We start from the raw sequence: 20,174 nt of genomic DNA, 5'->3' as shown, positions 1-20,174 counted from the left end.
GGACTACCAGCTTGATATATGATGTATTGGTTTTAATGCTAGTTATCCAGCTTTTCGATATTCTTCTGAATCTTTTTAATAGCCGACTCGATTGATTTTTCTGGTTCAATCACATTATAGGCTCCCCAGAAATCAGCATCAGCAAAGCCCATTTCGGTATCACTCATCACCACGCTCTTCTTCATACGCTCTGTACCTTTAAAAGCTTTCTCACTTGTTCTTTCCCAATCGGTAATAGCCATTTCAATACCGGTATGGTAAACAGTGTTAAACCACTTTTTCTTCCAATCCACCTTAAATGTTATCTCACCACGCGAGTAACCATAGATCCACTTACCACCTTTCTCTCGGTAGGTCACCAGGTAAGACGCTTTAGTGGGATAAACATCGGCACCGGCAGGCTTACGCTTGATAAACATCTCACCTACTGCTCTTTTATCCTCAGTATTTACATTGTACGATGCACTTACAATAGCCATAGTTTCAGAGTCGATGTATAAACTGCCGTAGAACAATGGTTCAGGTACCCAGTCTTTCTGCTTGAAATTTAAGATATACAATATGCGATCGTCCTGACGGGTGATATTGGCAATCTCAAAATCATACTGGTCAAGTAAGTCGTATCGTAAAATCATATACGGACTCTTCATAATATCCAGCATCAATGTTGAATATGGGCCGCCCTGCAATTTGAACAATACGGTATCCAGCTTACTGTAATCAACGCTCTTACGTCCCTTCAGCAGCTTCACTGCATCATCTTTATGGTTTGAATAGCCTTGCTTATACACTTCCACTACAGCTTCTGATAAAGATGCATAGTTGCGGCGCTTACGAATTGTCTCGCGGTAAAAAGCAGTCATTTTATTCTCATCCTGCGAGTAATTGTCTTTTCGATGATTCAAAACTGCCTCAATGAGTAGGTTAGGATCCTTGGGAAACACTGTAATGGCATCCAATGACACCGTTAGTAGTTCCAGCTTAATCTTGTTTTTGTCGTCTTTAAGAGAAGCAATAGGTACTGACTTCTTTTCATAGCCGATGTATGAGAAGGTCATATTCTTGTTCAGCATTTCGTTGGGCACTTTTAGTGCAAAACTACCTTCGGAATTAGTAACTGTTGCTATGTTCGTTCCTTCAATGGTTACGTTGGCAAATACCAGGTCGTCGCCACTGTTTGCATCCACAACTTTTCCTTTGATTTCTTTATAGGTGCCTTCTTCAAAAACCCGCTTCTCTTTTTTTACCACTCCCTGGGCCATAAAAGAGATGGAGAGCATTCCTGCCATCAAAATCCAAAAGAAACGTGTGCTTAATCCAATTGATTGACTATTTGCTTTCATGATATTTAGGTTTAATTGTTTATTTATCGCATTGTCATCATAAGGACAGCTCATGTGTTTTTTTACCCTTATCGAAAATGGATTTTTTTTAAAAAATAAGTCAGAAGACAGAGGACGAGGACGAAGAAAAATAACACTTTAATTTGTACGTCATAAGATTCGCTAGCTATCTGCCATAAGCAATTAGCCTTTTAATTAGCATCCCTGAAAAAGCTAACAACTAGCCTCTGGCAGACCTTCACAATTGATGATAATCATCTTTTCGCATCGCCATTATACCCCCTAAACATATGTGCTTCTCATTTACTTTCCTTATTTTGCGGCACTAATAATTAACACACAACGATTAAACCATGAAGAAAGTATCTACCAAACTGCTGTCACTGGCCTTAATGCTATTGACTGTAATGACTTCTTTTGCTCAAAAAGAGCGCTCTGAGATTGAAGACAAATACAAATGGAATTTCACTGATTTGTATGAAAGTGACCAGGCCTGGTCGGCTGCTAAAGATAAGTTGGCTCAAGAAATGGAAAAGGTGAGCAGCTACAAAGGCCAGTTGGGCACATCTGCCGCCAGCCTGTTGAATTACATGCAATATTCAGAACAACTGATGAAGGAAGGCTACCGCCTTTACATTTATGCTTCACTTAAATCGGATGTTGACCTGCGCGATGCAGATAACATGGGTCGCGTGAAGGAAATCCGCCAGGTTTTTATTGAATATGGTCAAAAAGCCTCGTTTGTAACACCTGAGCTGGCTGCTATCCCTGAAGCTACCATGAAGCAGTTTATTGCAGAGGAACCAAAACTAAAAATTTATGAGATGGGGCTGATGGATGTGTACCGCATGAAGATGCACACCCTGTCAGAACTGGAAGAAGCTGTGATGGCTAAAACAGGTATGATCACCGGTACTGCTAATGCGGCATTCAGTGTATTCAGCAACGCCGAAATGCCACGTGCTACCATTATGATGGATGGTAAAGAAACCGAACTGACACCTGCCAGCTTTAGTGTTGCCCGCTCATCGGCCGACCGTGAGATGCGTCAGGAAGCCACCAAAGTATACTGGGACAACTACCTGAAATACGAAGGTACCTTTGGTGAAATGCTGAACGGTCAGGTTAAAGTGAACGTTTTCCGTGCCAAAGCCCGCAACTATAATTCGGCATTAGAAGCAGCCGTTAAGCCAAACAATATTCCGGTTGAAGTATACAAGTCGCTGGTTGAAAATGTGAATAATAATCTGGAGACGTTCCACCGTTACCTGGCGCTTAAGAAGCGTATGCTTGGTGTTGATGAGCTGGTGTACTCGGATATGTATGCGCCAACCGTAAAAGGTGTTGAACTGAAATACTCGTACGAAGAAGCACAGGAGCTTATCCTGACATCATTGAAACCACTGGGTAAAGAGTATGTAGAAGTCGTTGATAAAGCATTTAACAGCCGCTGGATTGATGTGTATCCAAACCCTGGTAAACGCAGTGGTGCCTATTCAAACGGTGGCGCCTACGACGTGCACCCTTACATTTTAATGAACTACACCGACCAGTATAACGAGGTGAGTACCCTGACTCACGAGCTGGGACATACCATGCACAGCTATTTCTCAAACAAAACACAGCCATTTGCAACAGCCGACTATGCTACTTTCGTAGCGGAGGTAGCCTCTACCTTCAACGAGGTATTGCTGAACGACATGATGCAGAAAAAACTGAAAGACGATGATTTACGTCTGTCTTTATTAATGAGCATGCTCGATGGCTTTAAAGGCACCTTGTTCCGCCAGACACAATTTGCCGAGTTTGAACTGGCTATACATGAAGCAGCCGAAAAAGGCACACCTTTAACAGGTAAAGTGTTAACACAGATGTATGGCGACATTACCCGCAAATACTACGGACACGATAAAGGTGTGTGTACCGTTGAAGATAATATTGCGGTTGAATGGGCTGCCATTCCTCACTTCTACATGAACTTTTATGTGTACCAGTACAGTACATCTTTTGTGGCCTCACAGGCTTTAGCAGCTAAAGTGCTGGAAGGCGATAAGGAAGCCACTAAGCGTTACATCGAGTTCCTGTCATCAGGTGGCTCGGATTACCCAATCGAATTGCTTAAAAAAGCCGGTGTAGACATGACTTCATCAGAACCGTTTGATAAGGCCATTGAGGCCATGAACAGCATCATGGACGAGATTGAAGCTATTTTGAACAAGAAAAAATAGGCATTTACATGCTATATTATTGAAGGCTGCTCCACTCTGGAGTGGCCTTTTTTGTTATCAGTCACTCCGCTGCCGCACAAATCCTCTCGTGTGGTTCCCTTCGCTCGGCGAAGTTTGCAACTTCGTCACACCAAACAAGTAGTCTCTGACTACAGAACATATTTGCATTAAAAAGCCACGCTATTGCTAACGCGACTTTCAATTATCAATTACATGTCTGCTTAGTAATGTCAGTTGCAAACTAACATTTATATACGACATAGTTATAAACTATGGCGAGCAGGGGATTTTTACTTTTTATATTCATGGTGTAATTAGAACTGTTACTAACACAAGAAATATACTCCCAAGAATATACAATAATGCCAACTTTCCTTTGTGCGAAGAGGAATATTCTTCTATTAATTTTAAATACCTATTCTTGTGTAAAATAGCATAGTAATTAACTATAGCAAAAGGTAATCCAAAATTTAAAAAACCTCCGATTGCACTTGATAAAATATTATTAGACTTAAATGTTAGCAAATATTTATGCGTATCAATATTGAAATATTCAAGCCATAATAATACCACAAAGAAATTCAGCGCTCCAGCAACAGTCAATAGAAAAAATACATTTGATTTCCAATTAGGTTCTTTATTCTTAAATCCTTTTGAGTTTTCAATTGCATCAACCCAAATCTGATAATATAAATTTTTCATTCTTTAATATTTTTTACCATCCAAAAGCTATATCATACATCCCTGTAGCTGGGTTATATACTCCTTCTAATGGATAACTATTATTAATGATATTATCTTGAATCTGATTCATATTTGGAACAGCTACAAAATCATACCACATGCTGCCGCACAAATCCTCTCGTGTGGTTCTCAACTCCCGTGCAAAACAACCTTCAGCGCAGCCAATCCCTTAACGTAATGTAAATGCTCATACCGTCAAATATAACAAAAGCTATCCTAAAAAATAGAGCAGCTTTTGTTGTTATCTTATTTGTACTATACTAAACCACGCAAAAGGATTACTCCGGGAGCGGCGTACTTTACCATTACTCCTCATACATCATTTTGCGGGTCATACCACCGTCTATCACCAGGTTAGTGCCATTTATAAAAGTGTTTTCTGGTTGTGTGAGATACATACAGGCCCTGGCAATATCAGCCGGCCGGCCTACCCGTCCTGAAAAGTGTTGTGCATGGTCTTTAGCGCGCAGTTGAGCGTAATCACCTGTTTCTATCCACCCCGGACTAATGCAGTTAACCTGTATGTTATCTGTTGCCATTGAAGCGGCCAAAGCATGAGTCAGGGCAATAATACCACCTTTAGAGGCTGCATAGGCTTCACTGTTGGGCTCCGACATCAAAGCCCTTGTGGAAGCAATGTTTACAATGGCACCTCCTTTATTTGGCCGCATCAGCTTAGCTGCTTCGCGTGCACATAAAAAGGTACCTCGCAAATTTGTGTCAATCACACTGTCCCATTCATCCACTGTTATTTCATAAGGTGATTTAAAGCTGGTAACACCGGCATTATTGATTAATATATCAAGACAACCATATTGATTCTTTATGCTATCAAATAAGTTCACAATTTCATTTGCCCGGCTAATATCCGCCTGATATACCGCTGCTACTCCCCCATCCTGATGGATCATATCTGCGGTATTTGCGGCCATCTCCCCAGTTTTATCCACCACCAAAACAGTGGCCTGGCAACGGGCATAACTCCTGGCTATCTCTCGCCCTATACCAGATCCTGCGCCGGTTACTAATACAATTTTATTTGCAAAACTATGTATCATCGTTCCCATTTTACTGCTCCATGCCATTCAAACCCAATTCAGCAGCTACCTGCTGCATGCCTTTGATTGTTTCTTCAATCAGCTCCTCAATTGGCATATTCAATAGCTCGGCCCCCTTGGTAATAATCCCACGGTCAACCTTAGCTGCAAAACGCTTATCTTTCCAACGCTTCTTAACTGATTTAACGCTTAAGGTGTGAATACTCTTATCAGGTCGCACCAATACAGCTGTGGTTACCAATCCGGTCAGTTCATCGCAGGCATAAAGCACCTTTTCCATGGTATGCATTGGTTCAACATCGGTACATATACCCCAGGCGTGACTTAAGATGGCACGGATATAATCATCGGGCCAGTTGGCTTGCTTCAATATCTCTTCTGTTTTAAGGCAATGCTCATCCGGATACATTTCATAGTCGAGATCATGTGCCAGCCCAATTATCCCCCATTTCTCTTCATCTTCGCCATATAGCCTTGCAAAATGGCGCATCACCGCTTCAACAGCCAGGCCATGGCGGTACAGACTATCGGTTTGATTATAGGTGCGAAATAATTCAAGCGCTCGTTCTCTCGTAGGAATTGTTGTCATAGTTCTGATGTGTTTGAATGATTGTTGAAAATAACAAAAATCATTGGTGTACAGTTAAAATCTATAAATAAGCCCAGGGTATTACCTGTAAAACTAGTATTAGATATTACACGCTATTTTAACCACAGCTATCTCAGATTAAACAGATTTTGGGAGTTTCCGAAAATCAAAAAATCATAATAATAAACTTATAATTCATAATAAAACTCCTCTCCTCAATCCTCTACTTCAAGGAGAGAAAGCCACTACTAAACAAAGATATCCTCATGCATAGGAGATAGTTGTCTTTTTATATAATGTCACCTTCTCCTTGAGGAGGATTTATTCCGCCAGAGCGGAAAGGCTGGGATGAGGTGATGAATTTATAGATTATTAGTATAAAAAAATGTCTCTCTTGATTTTCGGACATCCTCTTTGTGATAATCCGTGTAATCTGTGGTTATAAAAAATTTTTAGCGCTTAACGCAACATTAAGTTTTTTAATCGACTAACTGCATCAATAACGCAAATTGTTTCACTTTTAGGATTTAAAATTTATTGTAGTCATGAAATTAGTGGATAAAAGAGGGAATTTAATCAATCTATATTTTAAAGCACAATCCCTGCCTTTGGTCCGCACCATCATTTCATTAACTTCCGTTGCGTAAACAAATAATATTCTGCATATTCGCTAAGGAATTAGTTACGCCAAATCACCATTATTTTGAAGTACCATCCTAAATCCATAAAGAATAATCTGGCCCTTACCATGGGCTTATTTGTGATGCTCACGGTAATGGCACTGGGCTGGGTGCATTATTATGCGGTGCGTGCTTCTATCATGGACGATGTTTATAAAAACGAACTCATCACCGACCTGAAAGCCCATCAAAGCAACCTGCTGATTATACTGGAAAAAGCCATTGAAACATCAGCTACCATTGCCGATGATCCCGCCTTCATTCAGTGGTTTAGCGGAATGAATGATAGTCCCGAAATAAAGCAAATTGCATTGCAGAAGTTAGACTTCCTGCATAAAAATCTGGGTTATCCGTCTGTTTTTGCAGTAAGTAATACCTCCAATGAGTATTGGTGCGAAGATTTTAGATTGCTCGATGTGGTTTCTGAGGACGACCCTGATGACAGCTGGTTTTTTGAAACACTGCGCCATACGCGCAAAAGCACACTCAACTTTGACTATAATAATGTGCTAAAGCAATCCATGCTGTTTGTGAATGTGATTATGGGTGATACCCATCAACCGATAGGCGTAGCTGGTGTAGGTATTGATCCGAGTATTCTTATCAAACAGTTTGAACAAAACAAACCATCGTCCAACACCCTCCTCTGGTTAGTTGACAACAAGGGTAAAATACTGCTTTCTGAGAATACCGAGGAGATTAACACCAGCCTGACGGGTCTGTTTGAAGCCTATGTGGTGGATAGCATATTAAACAGCCTGGGAGAACAGATTATACGCGAGGTGCATTTCAGTAATGAAAAATATGAGCTGGCTACCATGCCCGTTGGTGCTGCCGATTATAAGGTGGTAATGATTATACCTCAAAGCGACCTGCTGGAAATATTAGATGTCATTGGGTATAATACCGTATGGCTCACCATCATTATGCTGATATTAACCCTCATTGTAGCATCGTGGCTGGCACAAAATATTTCAAGACCCATTGTTCACCTCACACAGCTGTCCAGCCAGTTGGCGCACTCAAAACTGGATGTTACAGTAAAAGAAAAGCTGGTTAATCGCAACGATGAAATTGGTCAGTTAGCCAAAGAGTTTGCCAGCATGCAGAAACAGCTATCGCTGGTAATAAAACACCTGAACACCGCCAATGCTGATTTGGAAAAGGAAAAAAGTCAGCTAAAAAGCATCAATATTGAATTGAATACTGCCATTGAAAAGGCATCGGAGAGTGAAAAGCTGACCAAAGCATTTATGGCCAATATCAGTCATGAAGTGCGCACCCCAATGAACAGCATCATGGGCTTTGCTCAATTGCTGCATGCCGAACTGTTGGACAATAATGAGCTCAGGCCCTTTGCCAACCTAATTGTTGAGAATGGTCATCACCTGCTGGCTATCCTCAACAATATCATTGAGGTAGCTAAGATGGATTCAGGCGTTACAAAACCGTCGCCCAGCAATTTCTCAGTTAATCATATCATTGAAGATGGCGTCAAGCTCTTTTCTTATGGTTTAAAAAGCAATATCCAACTCATCAACCGGGCTGACTCTTCTCCACCTGAAACCTTTATTGTTTCTGATGAATTATTGGTACGACGGATATTAAACAACCTTATTTCCAATGCTATTAAGTACACTCAAAAAGGGACCATTGAAGTCGGGTTTACAAAAACAGCCAAAGAAATAGTACTGTTTGTGTCTGACACAGGTATTGGCATCGATAAAAAAGACCAGGAGTCGATTTTTAAGCCGTTCTGGCAAGCCAGCAATTCGAGCTCCATAAACGAAGGTGCAGGTCTTGGTTTGGCCATCTCAAAAAAAGTGGTGGAACTACTTAATGGCCGAATATGGCTGGAAAGTGAACCAGGTAAAGGCTCGGTATTCTATTTTTCGTTGCCTGTATAAAAAACTCCCCTGACATTCTATTCAAAATACCAGGGGAGCATACTAATCCTATGAAAAGCAATTTCATTTACTGCTCTATTGGCTGATTACTCTCAATGGCTTTATTGGCATCTTCGGCCAATCGCATGATAGTTTTTACAACATCAGGATGTTGCTCTGCAACGTTTATCGTTTCCCCAATATCTGATGATAAATCATATAAATGAGGTGTTGTTAGTTCTCCTGTCCAGTGTTTACCAGGCAGTATTAATTTCCAGTTTTTATATCGCACACTCAACAAACCGCCGGTTGCCCTGAAGCCGTATATAGCCTTATGAGGCGATTTTGCACCCTTTTCTCCCTTCATCAATGGCAGGATATTTTTGCCATCGATCACGCGGTCATCAGGCACATCTGCCCCTGCTATGCGTGCCATTGTGGTAAATAAATCCATAGCGGCAATTGGCTCATCACAGGTCGCTCCGGCAGGAATATTCCCCGGCCATGTCATGATGCAGGATACGCGAATGCCTCCATCGTATCGCTCCTGGTATTTTCCTTCGCGCAGTACATGCTTACGCTCAGGATTGGTAAAACCAAACTTGCCATAGCAATTCTCCAGTTCCTCATCGCGGTGCACCAGCGGACCATTATCAGACGAAAACACGATGATTGTATTGTTCTCGATGCCCAGGCGCTTTAAAGTATTCATAATGATGCCCACCGAACGGTCAAGGTATTCCACCGCATCGCCAAAGGCCGCAGCCTTACTCTGACCTTCAAAACCTTTCGGTACAAACCAGGGCGTGTGCGTTTCAATATTGGCGTACTGCAAATAAAATGGTTTTTTATCTTCCTTAACCGAACGGTAAATAAATTTACACGCTTCACGGGTAAATAGGGCCGGCAATTCGGCCAAATCGTTGTTATCACAACGTTTAATCACCTGTGCCTGCTCAATAAGCGGAATAGCCGGATCGCTTACCCCATTAGGCCGCCAGCCACTATTACCAATCCGTTCAGGTCCATGATCATTCGGGTAAGGAATACCCAGAAATTCATCAAAACCATGCACGCAAGGCAAATATTGTGGCAGATGCCCCAAATGCCACTTACCGTATAAACCGGTAGTGTAGCCTTGTGCCTTCAACAGCTCTGCAATGGTCGTCTCCATTTCATCCTCCAGGCCATGCTTTGAATGAGGGAACAACACGTACAAGCCTTGTCCCTCATTAATCCTTGGCGCGTATCGGCCGGTTATCAAAGCAGCTCGCGAAGGCGTACAGGTGCCGTGTGGGGCATAAAAACTGGTGAATTTCATGCCTTTAGCCGCCAGCTCATCCAGGCTGGGTGTTGAAATGTCCTTGGAGCCAAAACAACTTAAGTCATCGTAACCCACATCATCCGCTAAAATATGGATGATATTAGGCTGTTTGACAGGCTCTTTGCCATACGCCGACAGGCTTGTCAGGCTTATCATGACACTTGCCAGTATTACATATTTTATTCTGTTCATCGTCTGTTTACTTTTTTTGATATTCGGGATTATGGATGGTTGGCACATGAGCATCAGTCTCATTAAGCCAATCAACCAGTTGTTTATTCAAGGCTTTTGCCACCTCAGGATATGTATTCACCAGGTTGGTACTTTCACCCGGATCATCTTTCAGATTGTACAACTCCATCTCATTGTCTTCGTAGTACACATGTAACTTCCAGTCTCCTTTTATAACGACTGAACCGGGCGTTGTCCGGAAATGAGGATCTCGTGCCTGATCCGTTTCAGGATTAATGGCCTGCAAATAAATGGGAAAATGGAAAAATAGCGCTTTTCGTTTCAAGCGCTTATTTTTTGTGATCAATTTCACCAGTGATACGCCATCCAATATCTGCTTAGTATCCGGTTTGACACCCGCAATAGCCATAAATGTCGGGTAAAAATCGAGGCCAGACACTTGCTGGTCTATCACTTTACCAGAGGGAAATCCGGATGGCCATCGCATAATAAGTGGTTCCCTGATACCTCCTTCGTAGTATGAGCCTTTCCCTGCCCTGGCAGGGTATTGTGACGAGATATTAGCGATACCTCCATTATCTGAGAAAAATACAACCAGGGTGTTTTCTGAAATACCACAATCATCAAGACAAGCAAGCAGTCGCCCTACATTATCATCCATGGATTCCACCATTGCGCCATATACCGCATGATTACGCCCTTTGCATCCTGGCTTTTGCTCGTACTTTTTAATGAGCTTGTCTTTTGCCTGCAGAGGCGTATGAACCGTATAGTATGGCAAATAAAGGAAAAATGGTTGTTCACTTTCTGCAGCGCTGCTTTTGATAAAATCAATGGCTTCACTTGTGAGCCGGTCAGTCAGATACTCGCCATCAGGACCATCTTTCAAAGCAGCATTCTTATATGGACTGAAGTAAGACTTAGGGTGACCAGCATGCGAACCACCAATGTTCACATCAAATCCCTGCGAACAAGGATCTTCCCCCAAATGCCACTTGCCCATTGAAGCAGTGGTATAACCCGCTGACTTCAGTTTTTCGGCTATCGTTACTACACTGTCAGCTAATACAGTATTATTCACAACTGGTATGAGCTTCCGGTTAATGGACTTGCCCCTTTCCGAGGAGCCAACGGTATATATACTATGCCTTGGTGTGTTTTGACCAGAGATAATACAGGCCCTGCTTGGCGCACAATTGGCAGCGGGTGCATAGGCGTTATTGAACATGACTCCTGTCTCAGCCAGGCGGTCAATATGCTTTGTTTCAAAATAGTTGGAACCACGATAACTCACATCCTGCCAACCTAAATCATCCACAAGGATTAAGAGAATATTAGGCTTACTTGCTGATTTGGGCTTAATAGCACTATAACTTTTGAATGTTGTTAAAACCAACAGTGATGCAAGGACTACAAACGTTTTTAATTGCATGTTCTATTTATTTCTGTTTTCAGCTAAATTGTCTCCCTCGTGCTGTTGCAACCCGAGGGAGACAGATCCATTCTCACATACTAATATATCAACTCAAACAATTCTGTTATTCCAGGAATATCTTTTTTACAAACTCTCCTTTTGTACTATCAAGCACCTGTACAACCACCAACTCCTTTTGTCGGGATGATAGTGAAATAGTGGATACGCCTTCCTGAATAATTTCCTTTTTCAACATCTTACCAGCTAAACTATAAACACTTACCTGTGCTGACTTGCTACCCAAAAGCTCAAGCTGAATATGGCCACCTCCGAGCACATGCAATTTTACCCATTGCTCTGCAGCGGATTGTTTAATAGCTGTTGAAGTGGCTGCCAATTGGGTTATATCACCACTACTCAATGCAGAACTATATATTCTGACATCAGCCATCTGCCCAACAAACCTGCGTCCCATTTGATCGTTTCCAATGGTTACATCGCCTTGTGCCACAGTATTGATTGCCACACTCGATGGATAGGTAACTTCCTCAATGCCATCAACAAACAGCTTTACATCATCAACTGTTGGACTGCAATCATCGTCAAACACGCACGCCACATGATGCCATTGACCATCAGCCACATTGGTACTACCGATGATATTACCGCCACCGGGCTCCAGGCGTAAAACGCCAGTTGTCTCAAGGCGGAATGCCCATTTAGTAGATGTGGCTGCTTTACCCCACGCAGCTATGGCCTTGCTGTTAGTCGATGTCTTAATCCAGGCACTAATGGAACGGGCATTGGTTCCTTCTTCACCACTGTATCCAGATACTGCAATTTGTGCACTGCCATCAAAGTCAGCAACTTCTCCATGCTTCGAATCAGCAATAAAGTCAACGCCAGCATTCAATCCATCCCGATGGTATAATGAGGCATCCTGTGCATCTCCATCAAACTGATAGTGCACCTGCAGATCGCCCCCTTCAGACGCCACAGTTATATAATTAGTAAACGTTTTTGTATCAGTCCCGGCACTATTGGTAACCGTTAGACTTACCTCATAAGTTCCCGGAGCATCATAGCGTACCAATGGATTAATGTCCAGGCTGGTAGCCGGTGAACCTCCTTCAAACTGCCACAGATAACTCTGTAGATGCTGTGTACTTAAATCGCTAAACTGGATGGTACTGCCCACCACCGCATTCACATAATTGGCTTCAAAATTAGCGACAGGCGCTTCAACAGCGACTCCATGCAGTGGCGAACGCCAGAATCCACGACCATCGGTGGACACGGTAATCAGGCTTTCGTCACGAGTATCACCATAGTAAATATCCATACCCGACACCCGAACCGCCGGTAAACCATTGGAAAAGTTAATCCAGTCAGACATGCCGGATTCTTTATAAAACACGCCTATATCGGTTTCTACATAGATGCCCTCATTGGCTGTCTGATCAATCGTCATCTCCAGTAAAGCTACTGCCGGCAGATTGCTGGTTAAATCAGTCCATGAAGCACCCTTATTGGATGAGCGGTAAACCTTACTACCCTGCAGGATGAAAACCACATTCTCATCAGTTGAAAGAGCAGCAATATCATTGACTGACACCCCTGACAATGGCAGATTGCCCGTTAAATTGGTGTACGATGGGGTAGCAGCATTTATATTATCACTGCGATAGAGTTCTGTTCCCCTGGCCACATAAAACACATCCTCATTAGCTCCAGACTGTTCAACCTTTTGAATTTTAGACGTACCTGCAAACGAAGAAATGGTATTCCAGTTAACCGAAGCAGCGCGCACATTATTGCTTCGTTGCAGCTGCGTAAATCCGGCAAAAAGTGTATTTACATCACTTTTATGTAATACACCTGTCCCGGTATACTCACCGCGGTCAGTATTTGCAGCATTAATCCTCGAAAAATTAAACCCTCCGTTGGTCGAACGGCTCACCTTTTCATACTTGAGGTGATAAACATATTGAACATCTGTTGGATCTATAATACAAGTCGCTTCATCACCGCCCCAGGGAGTATACCATACTCCGTTGTTATTCAGTTTAACCCCACAATGCATAGTACCACCAGCCACATTGGTTTTCCTTGTCTGGCTTTGGGTGCATTCATACACCTCGGCAATAGGCAAACCATCGGTTATCATCTGAAACTGATTGGCGTCATTCAGGTAATAGATGCCTCCGTCATTGGCAGCGTACAGGGCATTATTATGTGGTGAATAAGCCCAGTTCAACTGATCCAGGTGCAGATTATCCCCATCAGTTGTCACGCCATTGAAAAATTGCGTCCAGGAGCTTCCACCATCCTCTGATTTCCAACTCTTAACGCCACCGGCCCATACCTTGGATGCATCAGCAGGATCAACCACTACAAACAGATTATAGTTGGGCTGTCCCCTCGAAATAGCACCATCATCTTTATACCCTGTTATACAAGGAGTGGTACCTGACAGCTTTGTAAAACTTACTCCTGCATTGGTTGATTTATAGAAGCCTTCAAAGGAGTCATCACCAAGATGGTCTCTGGCATTTAATACAAATACGTGATCAGGTGCTGCAGAAGTAACCGCTATTTTCATAAAACAGCCTTTTCCGAATGACGTGTTTTCCGTCCAGCTTGCACCTCCGTCGCTTGAACGATAGAACTGACTGGTTGGACCATTGGTGGCCGCAAATAAAATATCCGGATTTGTCGGATGAGACTTTAGATCTTCAACGTTATTGGAAGATAACACAAAGCTCCAGGATTCACCGCCATTGGAAGAACGGTAAATCCCATTACCAGCTCCCGCAATAATAACATTTTCATTGCCCGGCTGAATCAATAAAGCCTTCACTTCTGTAGTTATTGAGGTCGTATTCCAGGTGTCACCCCCATCATTGGTGATATACACCCCCATATCTGTCCCAATTAAAATCGTATTTGGATCTGAGGGTTTGATGGCACTCACATACACCTGCTCAGGAATATTGTCGCATAAGGGTTCCCATGAGGCTCCCCCATCCATCGTCTTGAACAATCCACTTTTGAAACAGGACACATACAAGGTTTGAGGATCAACAGGATGAAACTGAATATCTTTAACACGGCCACCATCTCTTTTGGTTCCATTACGAGGCCCTACATTCACCGGACCATAGCAATACCAATGCCCTTCCATTTCTGCATTTGCCGCACTCATCATATTTCTGTAAGCGCTGCTTACTGCTTTAGCCGGTATCAGATGTCCATTTTCATCAATACGCTTTGAGTTGATGGCATACCAACGCTCAAACTGCTTATGGCGGTCTCCCTGATAATGCTCATGGCCTGACCAATAGGTATCGAAAGCATTACGGGCCTCCAGCATATTTACATCAGGCTGATCCATCATTTCAATCCAAACGGGGTATTCACTATACTCTGAACCATCAATATTCGGACTATGATTCAACCTAACAATAATAACAGAAGTAATTATTGTTGATATTATACACCCTGCCAGTAATCTACCTTTATTCCTCATGTTCTTATTTTGAAAAATGCCGGAAAGTAACAAAGTGCTTTCCGACAATAACAACTTTATAAAATTGTATCAGTGGTACTATTTAAGAAAAACTTTTTTAACAAAAGCTTTACCGTTACCAGCTTCAATCTTAATCAGACAAATACCACTCAAGCCATTGGTGTTAATTGAGTTTGTACCAATTTCTATTTTTTGTTGAAGTACTTTTTGGCCACTTATAGAATAAATACTACAAACCGCATTTTCTTTAGCTTTAATTTCAATACTACTATTATTAATGGGTGTTACTGAATACAAATCTGAATCCTTCACATCTGATAAAGCTGTAGGAACATTAAATGCTGCTATTTCTTGAGCTGAAAGAGCTATATCATACAATCTAAAATCACTCATATTGCCATTAAACCAAAAACGAGGAGTGTCTTGATAAACAGCATCATGTGCAATGTAAAATTCCTGAGGATCTCGTGCCAAAGTATTGACGTCAGCCCAGGCTTTTGAAGCATCTTCAACACCATCAACATACAACTTCACGGTAGCCCCATCGAACGTTACTGCAACATGATGCCATGCTCCATCTGTAACAGTCGTAGTACCTAAAACAAAATTACCCACAATTTCAGCCCTTATAACATTACCTGTTGCTACATAAAATGTAAATTTGTTTCTTGTAGTTGACACCCCATAACTTGCAATACATTGAGACGTAGCTGTCACTGATGTTTTTATCCAGGCAGCAATAGTTCGAGCACCAGCACCTAAAACTCCGTCTGTAGTTGCAACTATTTGACAATCTGCACCATTCAGTACAGCCACATTACCTTTTTCAGTATCACTTGTAAAAGTTACACTGGTGTTCTCATCATTAACCGTTGTGTTGTTAGTCGATGCATCGTTCACATTCTCCGTTAAAGGTAAATGCAAAATTTGTCCATAACTTGTTACAACACCTACCAATACCAATGCAACAATTGATATTACTTTTCTAAATACATTCACTTTTCTCATTTTGTAGTTTTTTTTCATAAATTAATAAATAAGGACTTGATGCAGCCGACACCAACCTGATCAAGATAATTTTATAGGCTATTCTCTTGAATATTCATCCAATATCAGAGTGATGCCAGCCATTATTTTCAATGATTTACAATCACCACCCCACATTACATATATCATTTATATGCTGTCAATTAGAGGATGAACAACTGAAGTTAACAACGATTTTTTCTTTCAAATTTTGGATATAGAAAGTCCAGCACTGATAACTCCTCATTCTGAATCAAAAGAGGAATATCAGCGTAACTTTGATTCTACACTCTCATCGCATTAGGAAGAGCATGAAGAATTCACCAACTAAAATGTCACTTCCGTTTTATTCCCATCAGCACCTATTGCAAATACTGAATAATTACCCTCAGGTAAAGTTGTTGTAAATTGATTGTTTATATCAATATGAACAATCGCATCATTTACATATACCTCATAAGCAACTACATTTTCGTAAGTCGACATATTAAAAGTATATGAATTCCCATTGCTATACTGTGTGGCATTTCCTTTTACGATGGCTTTCTGCTCTTTATAAAGTTCAACCTGTGATTCACGAATATACTGAATTGGCTGTGTCGGCTCATTAAATCCAAGTTCAGCGATACGTGCTTTTATTTCGTCAGATAATTGATACCCCCAAAGGTTAAAGAAACTAGTCATATCAAAGCCAGATATTTTACTAACTAGGTAGGCAAACTCATGGTGTTCAACTCCCCTTGCAGGGTCTGGGGTAATCCTTATCTCTTCATGCAAGTCTTTATAAAAATCTTCCATTCCCAATACCTGTGAGAAATACAACTCCAATTGCCAGAAGTGGACGAGTTGTTCAAAAAAGTATTTCTTATCAACTGCTCCTGTCGCTTCCATATGCTTCATGTCTTCAACCATAAACGAATTATAGGCTGGCATATATTTACCTTGTGTTTCCAAGCGTGATGTGTTGCCAAAAGCAGCCTGCACATATAACGAATAAACATTATTTGAGACCTCACCCAGGACGCTCTCATTGGCCATATTTTTCCACCTAAAGCCTTGCCTGGTCTGATTAACATGCCCTACTTCGTGAGCAGGCCCCCAAATATCAGTTGTCCTTAAACCATCAACGTCACACAACTTAGGCATTGTAGATGGATTATATTCTGTCCGATAACTTGTCGCATGCATATAAGTAGCTGCAGGAGATGACCTAAAGAGCATTCTTGATTTATTCGTGCGGTTGTATTTGTAAAATCCCAAAAACTGTTCTTCAAGCCACACGATCGAATCATATACTTCTATTAAACGCGTCGGATCTGGTGTATATTTCTTCAGATCCGCTGTGTTAAAAATAATGTGAGAATATTTCCCTTTTAAATCGATGCGGTTATATATCGATGAATTTAAGATATCTTGCCATTCGTCATTGGTATTGTGCTCAATATCAAATTGTCCGTTTACTTTACCATTTGCAAAATTGACTTTAATTTGTTCATCAGAATCATTATGATATAACAAGTAAACTAAACCACTAATTTGTGCCTTAATTTTATTTACACCCGAATTTAAAACAGTATTTTGTCCTGTAAAGCCAGATCCTTGGTCGTCTTCATGATCGATAATTCTTAATATCAATTCATGATTGTGCTCTTGGGCAAAAACAAGTAAATCATCCCCTTGTGACACAAAAACACCTGTGACATTATCAAGCAAACCATATGTTGAAGTTTTGTTTAAATTACTTTGAATACTTGGATGTGGATAACTTTTATAGGTTCCTACACGACGCTTATCATAGGTTTCATCAAACAAGGATAAAGCCAGATTTCGAAAAACAGAATTTGTCATGCTCTCAATAGATTCCCTTGATACGCCCTCCTTAATAGCTGAGCAACTTTTATCAGTGAATACATCTGGAATATTCATTCCAACTCCTTCGTTATAAAACTCTATTTCCTGAATTGAAACAACGTCACCAATACCTGATGATATATCAAAAATCAACTTCTTGATGTTACCTTGAAATTCAGCCGGTATTTTAATTTTCTTAGGCGCAGGATCATCTACGTATTGTAAATCCAATATGGTTGTATAGTTTTCTGGATCATTTTTTGGTGATACTTTAACAGCACCTGTTAAAATTCTACCATTACTACCAACCTGACGCGGCCAGTAATACAGATACTCAAAGGATGGTGAATCATCTGGAAATGTAACCGTAATAATCACAGGAAATTCGGTAGGTGGATTATCAGTTGACCACGGACTATGATACTTGGTTGATAAATCTCCATCAAATGCCATACTCAGTGGCTGTGAAGCTCGTTCAGTATGATTGACCTGCAATTCCAAACCACTAATTTTTACTTTTTGCGGATCACCATTTATAATCTCATCAAGATCTCCAACTATGTATTCAAATTTTGGAATCTCAACCTCAATTGATTCATCCTTACTACAAGCGTATAAAATACTTATGGCAATAATTCCTATCAGGAATATAGCTCTATGCAGATTTTCTTTCATCGAAATTCATTTAGTAATTAAAATTATTCATTCGTTATGCTATCGCCTAATTGCATAAATTTCCATCTGTTATTCCAAGATTCAATATGTTCATCATTTAAAATCTGGCCAACTTGAACCAAAATTTCAGGGTGACTGGCTGCTATGTTATTTTGTTCTTGCGGATCCAGCTCAAGGTTATATAACTCAAATTGAGTATTGTTTTCCTTTCTAACGTTCTTACAAATTGCCTTAAAATTACCAAGTCGAACAGCGAGCTGCCCTCCGTATTCGGGGTATTCCCAATACAGGTACTGATGGACTTCCTGTTGTTCACCCATTAACTCAGGTAAAAAACTTATTCCATCTGTATCTTCTGGCTTTTCTACACCTCCTATATCACACAACGTTGGCAAGACATCCCAGAACGCTGATATATGTTCACTTTCCGAACCTGCTTTTATATGACCTGGCCAGGAAGCAATCATTGGTACACGAATCCCTCCTTCATGCAAAAAACCTTTACCACTGCCATACTTACTATTGAACGGGCCTCCGCTATTAAACCATGGAGAATCTGTACCTCCATTATATGTAGGGCCATTATCAGAACTGAAGATGATAATGGTATTTTCGTATTGTCCCAGTTCTTTTAACTGTGCAATAAGCTGACCAACACGTTCATCGAGGTATGATACCATAGCAGCATAACCTGCATGTGGATATCGGTGTGGAAAATAACCTCGATTACCATCATAAGGCTCTTCATCGCCAAACTTTTGTGTATAATAATCTACCCAATGCTGAGGGGCCTGGATAGGAGCGTGCGGTATAGGTGTTGCCCAATAGAGAAAGAAAGGCTCATCCTTCGAATGCTCAATGAAATTGGTTATACGGCCAAACATTAAATCAGGTGAATATTCATTTAAATTGTAAGGTTTATAATTATCTATATCATATGGGTCGGCACCATCGGCTAACTTTGTGCCTGGAGCAACAGTGTCATTATTAAGATAAAATCGGTTTTCATTTTCATAAAGATGCACGGGATAGTAGGTATGTGCCTGACGCTGACAATTATACCCAAAGAAATAATCAAATCCCTGCTTTGTAGGAATACCATCTGTATGTGGCGCTCCTAACCCCCATTTACCAACAACTGCCGTTTTATAACCATTCGACTGTAATAACCTGCCAATTGTTTGTGTTTCTTTGGGTAATGGCCTTTGTCCTTCAAGTGTTGAATCAGCAATCTGGGCTTTGTAGTTCCACACATCGCCTCGCTCTTTCCATTCATCATTTCCGCGCACATATGAGTGTCCCATATGCTTTCCTGTCATTAAAACGCAACGCGATGGCGCACATACCGGAGCACCAGAATAATGCTGTTTAAAAAGCATTCCACTTGCTGCGAGGGCATCGATATGTGGTGTTTCAATCTGTTTTTGCCCATAACAGCCTAATTCTCCATAACCCAGATCATCTGCAAGAATATAGATGATATTTGGCTTATTGGCTTCCTTTGTCTGCTTCGTGTTAGTCGTAAGGCATCCATTTAATGAAATGGTAAACAATGCAACTAACGCTAATAGTGTAATTGTTCTCATTCTGCTGGTTCTGATATTAATTTTAAATTCTTACAATCAATAGGCAGCT

At 41.1% G+C, this 20,174-nt stretch carries 12 protein-coding genes; 2 read left to right on the top strand and 10 right to left on the bottom strand.

Annotated features, from left to right (window positions below; all coding sequences use genetic code 11):
* Positions 1 to 38: 38 nt before the first annotated feature.
* Positions 39 to 1,343 carry a carboxypeptidase-like regulatory domain-containing protein gene (locus tag KDU71_RS06320; protein WP_212189074.1) on the bottom strand — a complete coding sequence of 435 codons (1,305 nt, stop codon included), beginning with the start codon at positions 1,341 to 1,343 and terminating at the stop codon, positions 39 to 41.
* 353 nt (positions 1,344 to 1,696) lie between these two features.
* On the opposite strand from KDU71_RS06320, the gene pepF reads away from it, so the two are divergent.
* A complete protein-coding gene (gene pepF, locus KDU71_RS06315; protein WP_212189073.1) occupies positions 1,697 to 3,571 on the top strand; it encodes an oligoendopeptidase F in 1,875 nt (624 codons plus the stop codon).
* Positions 3,572 to 3,874: 303 nt separating this feature from the next.
* On the opposite strand, the gene KDU71_RS06310 is transcribed toward pepF, so the two are convergent.
* The 3 genes from KDU71_RS06310 to KDU71_RS06300 all read right to left on the bottom strand — a co-directional run bounded on the left by KDU71_RS06310 (position 3,875) and on the right by KDU71_RS06300 (position 5,962).
* Positions 3,875 to 4,273 (bottom strand): hypothetical protein, encoded by a 399-nt coding sequence (locus tag KDU71_RS06310; protein WP_212189072.1) that lies wholly within the window; start codon positions 4,271 to 4,273, stop codon positions 3,875 to 3,877.
* Between the two features lie 347 nt (positions 4,274 to 4,620).
* A complete protein-coding gene (locus tag KDU71_RS06305) occupies positions 4,621 to 5,373 on the bottom strand; it encodes an SDR family NAD(P)-dependent oxidoreductase (protein ID WP_212189071.1) in 753 nt (250 codons plus the stop codon).
* Between the two features lie 10 nt (positions 5,374 to 5,383).
* The gene (locus KDU71_RS06300) at positions 5,384 to 5,962 is read right to left on the bottom strand and encodes an HD domain-containing protein (protein ID WP_212189070.1); all 579 of its coding nucleotides are present in this window, start codon (positions 5,960 to 5,962) and stop codon (positions 5,384 to 5,386) included.
* 703 nt (positions 5,963 to 6,665) lie between these two features.
* Here KDU71_RS06300 and KDU71_RS06295 point away from each other — a divergent pair.
* Positions 6,666 to 8,549, top strand: coding sequence for a sensor histidine kinase (locus tag KDU71_RS06295; protein ID WP_212189069.1), 1,884 nt, complete (start codon positions 6,666 to 6,668; stop codon positions 8,547 to 8,549).
* 67 nt (positions 8,550 to 8,616) lie between these two features.
* On the opposite strand, the gene KDU71_RS06290 is transcribed toward KDU71_RS06295, so the two are convergent.
* The 6 genes from KDU71_RS06290 to KDU71_RS06265 all read right to left on the bottom strand — a co-directional run bounded on the left by KDU71_RS06290 (position 8,617) and on the right by KDU71_RS06265 (position 20,125).
* Positions 8,617 to 10,044, bottom strand: coding sequence for a sulfatase family protein (locus tag KDU71_RS06290; RefSeq protein WP_212189068.1), 1,428 nt, complete (start codon positions 10,042 to 10,044; stop codon positions 8,617 to 8,619).
* Between the two features lie 7 nt (positions 10,045 to 10,051).
* A complete protein-coding gene (locus KDU71_RS06285) occupies positions 10,052 to 11,476 on the bottom strand; it encodes a sulfatase (RefSeq protein ID WP_212189067.1) in 1,425 nt (474 codons plus the stop codon).
* 106 nt (positions 11,477 to 11,582) lie between these two features.
* Positions 11,583 to 14,987: a LamG-like jellyroll fold domain-containing protein gene (locus tag KDU71_RS06280; protein ID WP_212189066.1), complete on the bottom strand. Its 3,405-nt coding sequence runs from the start codon at positions 14,985 to 14,987 to the stop codon at positions 11,583 to 11,585.
* 78 nt (positions 14,988 to 15,065) lie between these two features.
* Positions 15,066 to 16,013: a LamG-like jellyroll fold domain-containing protein gene (locus KDU71_RS06275; protein WP_212189065.1), complete on the bottom strand. Its 948-nt coding sequence runs from the start codon at positions 16,011 to 16,013 to the stop codon at positions 15,066 to 15,068.
* Between the two features lie 327 nt (positions 16,014 to 16,340).
* Positions 16,341 to 18,539, bottom strand: a complete 2,199-nt coding sequence (locus KDU71_RS06270; protein ID WP_212189064.1) for a M60 family metallopeptidase — start codon at positions 18,537 to 18,539, stop codon at positions 16,341 to 16,343.
* Between the two features lie 23 nt (positions 18,540 to 18,562).
* On the bottom strand, positions 18,563 to 20,125 hold the full coding sequence (locus tag KDU71_RS06265) for an arylsulfatase (RefSeq protein WP_212189063.1): 1,563 nt from the start codon (positions 20,123 to 20,125) through the stop codon (positions 18,563 to 18,565).
* Positions 20,126 to 20,174 lie beyond the last annotated feature (49 nt).

This window comes from Carboxylicivirga sediminis (genome assembly GCF_018156225.1).
GTDB classification, from domain to species: Bacteria; Bacteroidota; Bacteroidia; order Bacteroidales; family Marinilabiliaceae; genus Carboxylicivirga; species Carboxylicivirga sediminis.
The sequence above is the reverse complement of the archived record's forward strand: the minus strand, read 5'-3'. Positions and strand labels throughout refer to the sequence as shown.

Bases quoted from the DNA above. Each gene is read 5' to 3' on its own strand.
- KDU71_RS06320 (WP_212189074.1), bottom strand. From the start codon at position 1,343: ATGAAAGCAAATAGTCAATCAATTGGATTAAGCACACGTTTCTTTTGG.
- pepF (WP_212189073.1), top strand. From the start codon at position 1,697: ATGAAGAAAGTATCTACCAAACTGCTGTCACTGGCCTTAATGCTATTG.
- KDU71_RS06310 (WP_212189072.1), bottom strand. From the start codon at position 4,273: ATGAAAAATTTATATTATCAGATTTGGGTTGATGCAATTGAAAACTCA.
- KDU71_RS06305 (WP_212189071.1), bottom strand. From the start codon at position 5,373: ATGATACATAGTTTTGCAAATAAAATTGTATTAGTAACCGGCGCAGGA.
- KDU71_RS06300 (WP_212189070.1), bottom strand. From the start codon at position 5,962: ATGACAACAATTCCTACGAGAGAACGAGCGCTTGAATTATTTCGCACC.
- KDU71_RS06290 (WP_212189068.1), bottom strand. From the start codon at position 10,044: ATGAACAGAATAAAATATGTAATACTGGCAAGTGTCATGATAAGCCTG.
- KDU71_RS06285 (WP_212189067.1), bottom strand. From the start codon at position 11,476: ATGCAATTAAAAACGTTTGTAGTCCTTGCATCACTGTTGGTTTTAACA.
- KDU71_RS06280 (WP_212189066.1), bottom strand. From the start codon at position 14,987: ATGAGGAATAAAGGTAGATTACTGGCAGGGTGTATAATATCAACAATA.
- KDU71_RS06275 (WP_212189065.1), bottom strand. From the start codon at position 16,013: ATGAAAAAAAACTACAAAATGAGAAAAGTGAATGTATTTAGAAAAGTA.
- KDU71_RS06270 (WP_212189064.1), bottom strand. From the start codon at position 18,539: ATGAAAGAAAATCTGCATAGAGCTATATTCCTGATAGGAATTATTGCC.
- KDU71_RS06265 (WP_212189063.1), bottom strand. From the start codon at position 20,125: ATGAGAACAATTACACTATTAGCGTTAGTTGCATTGTTTACCATTTCA.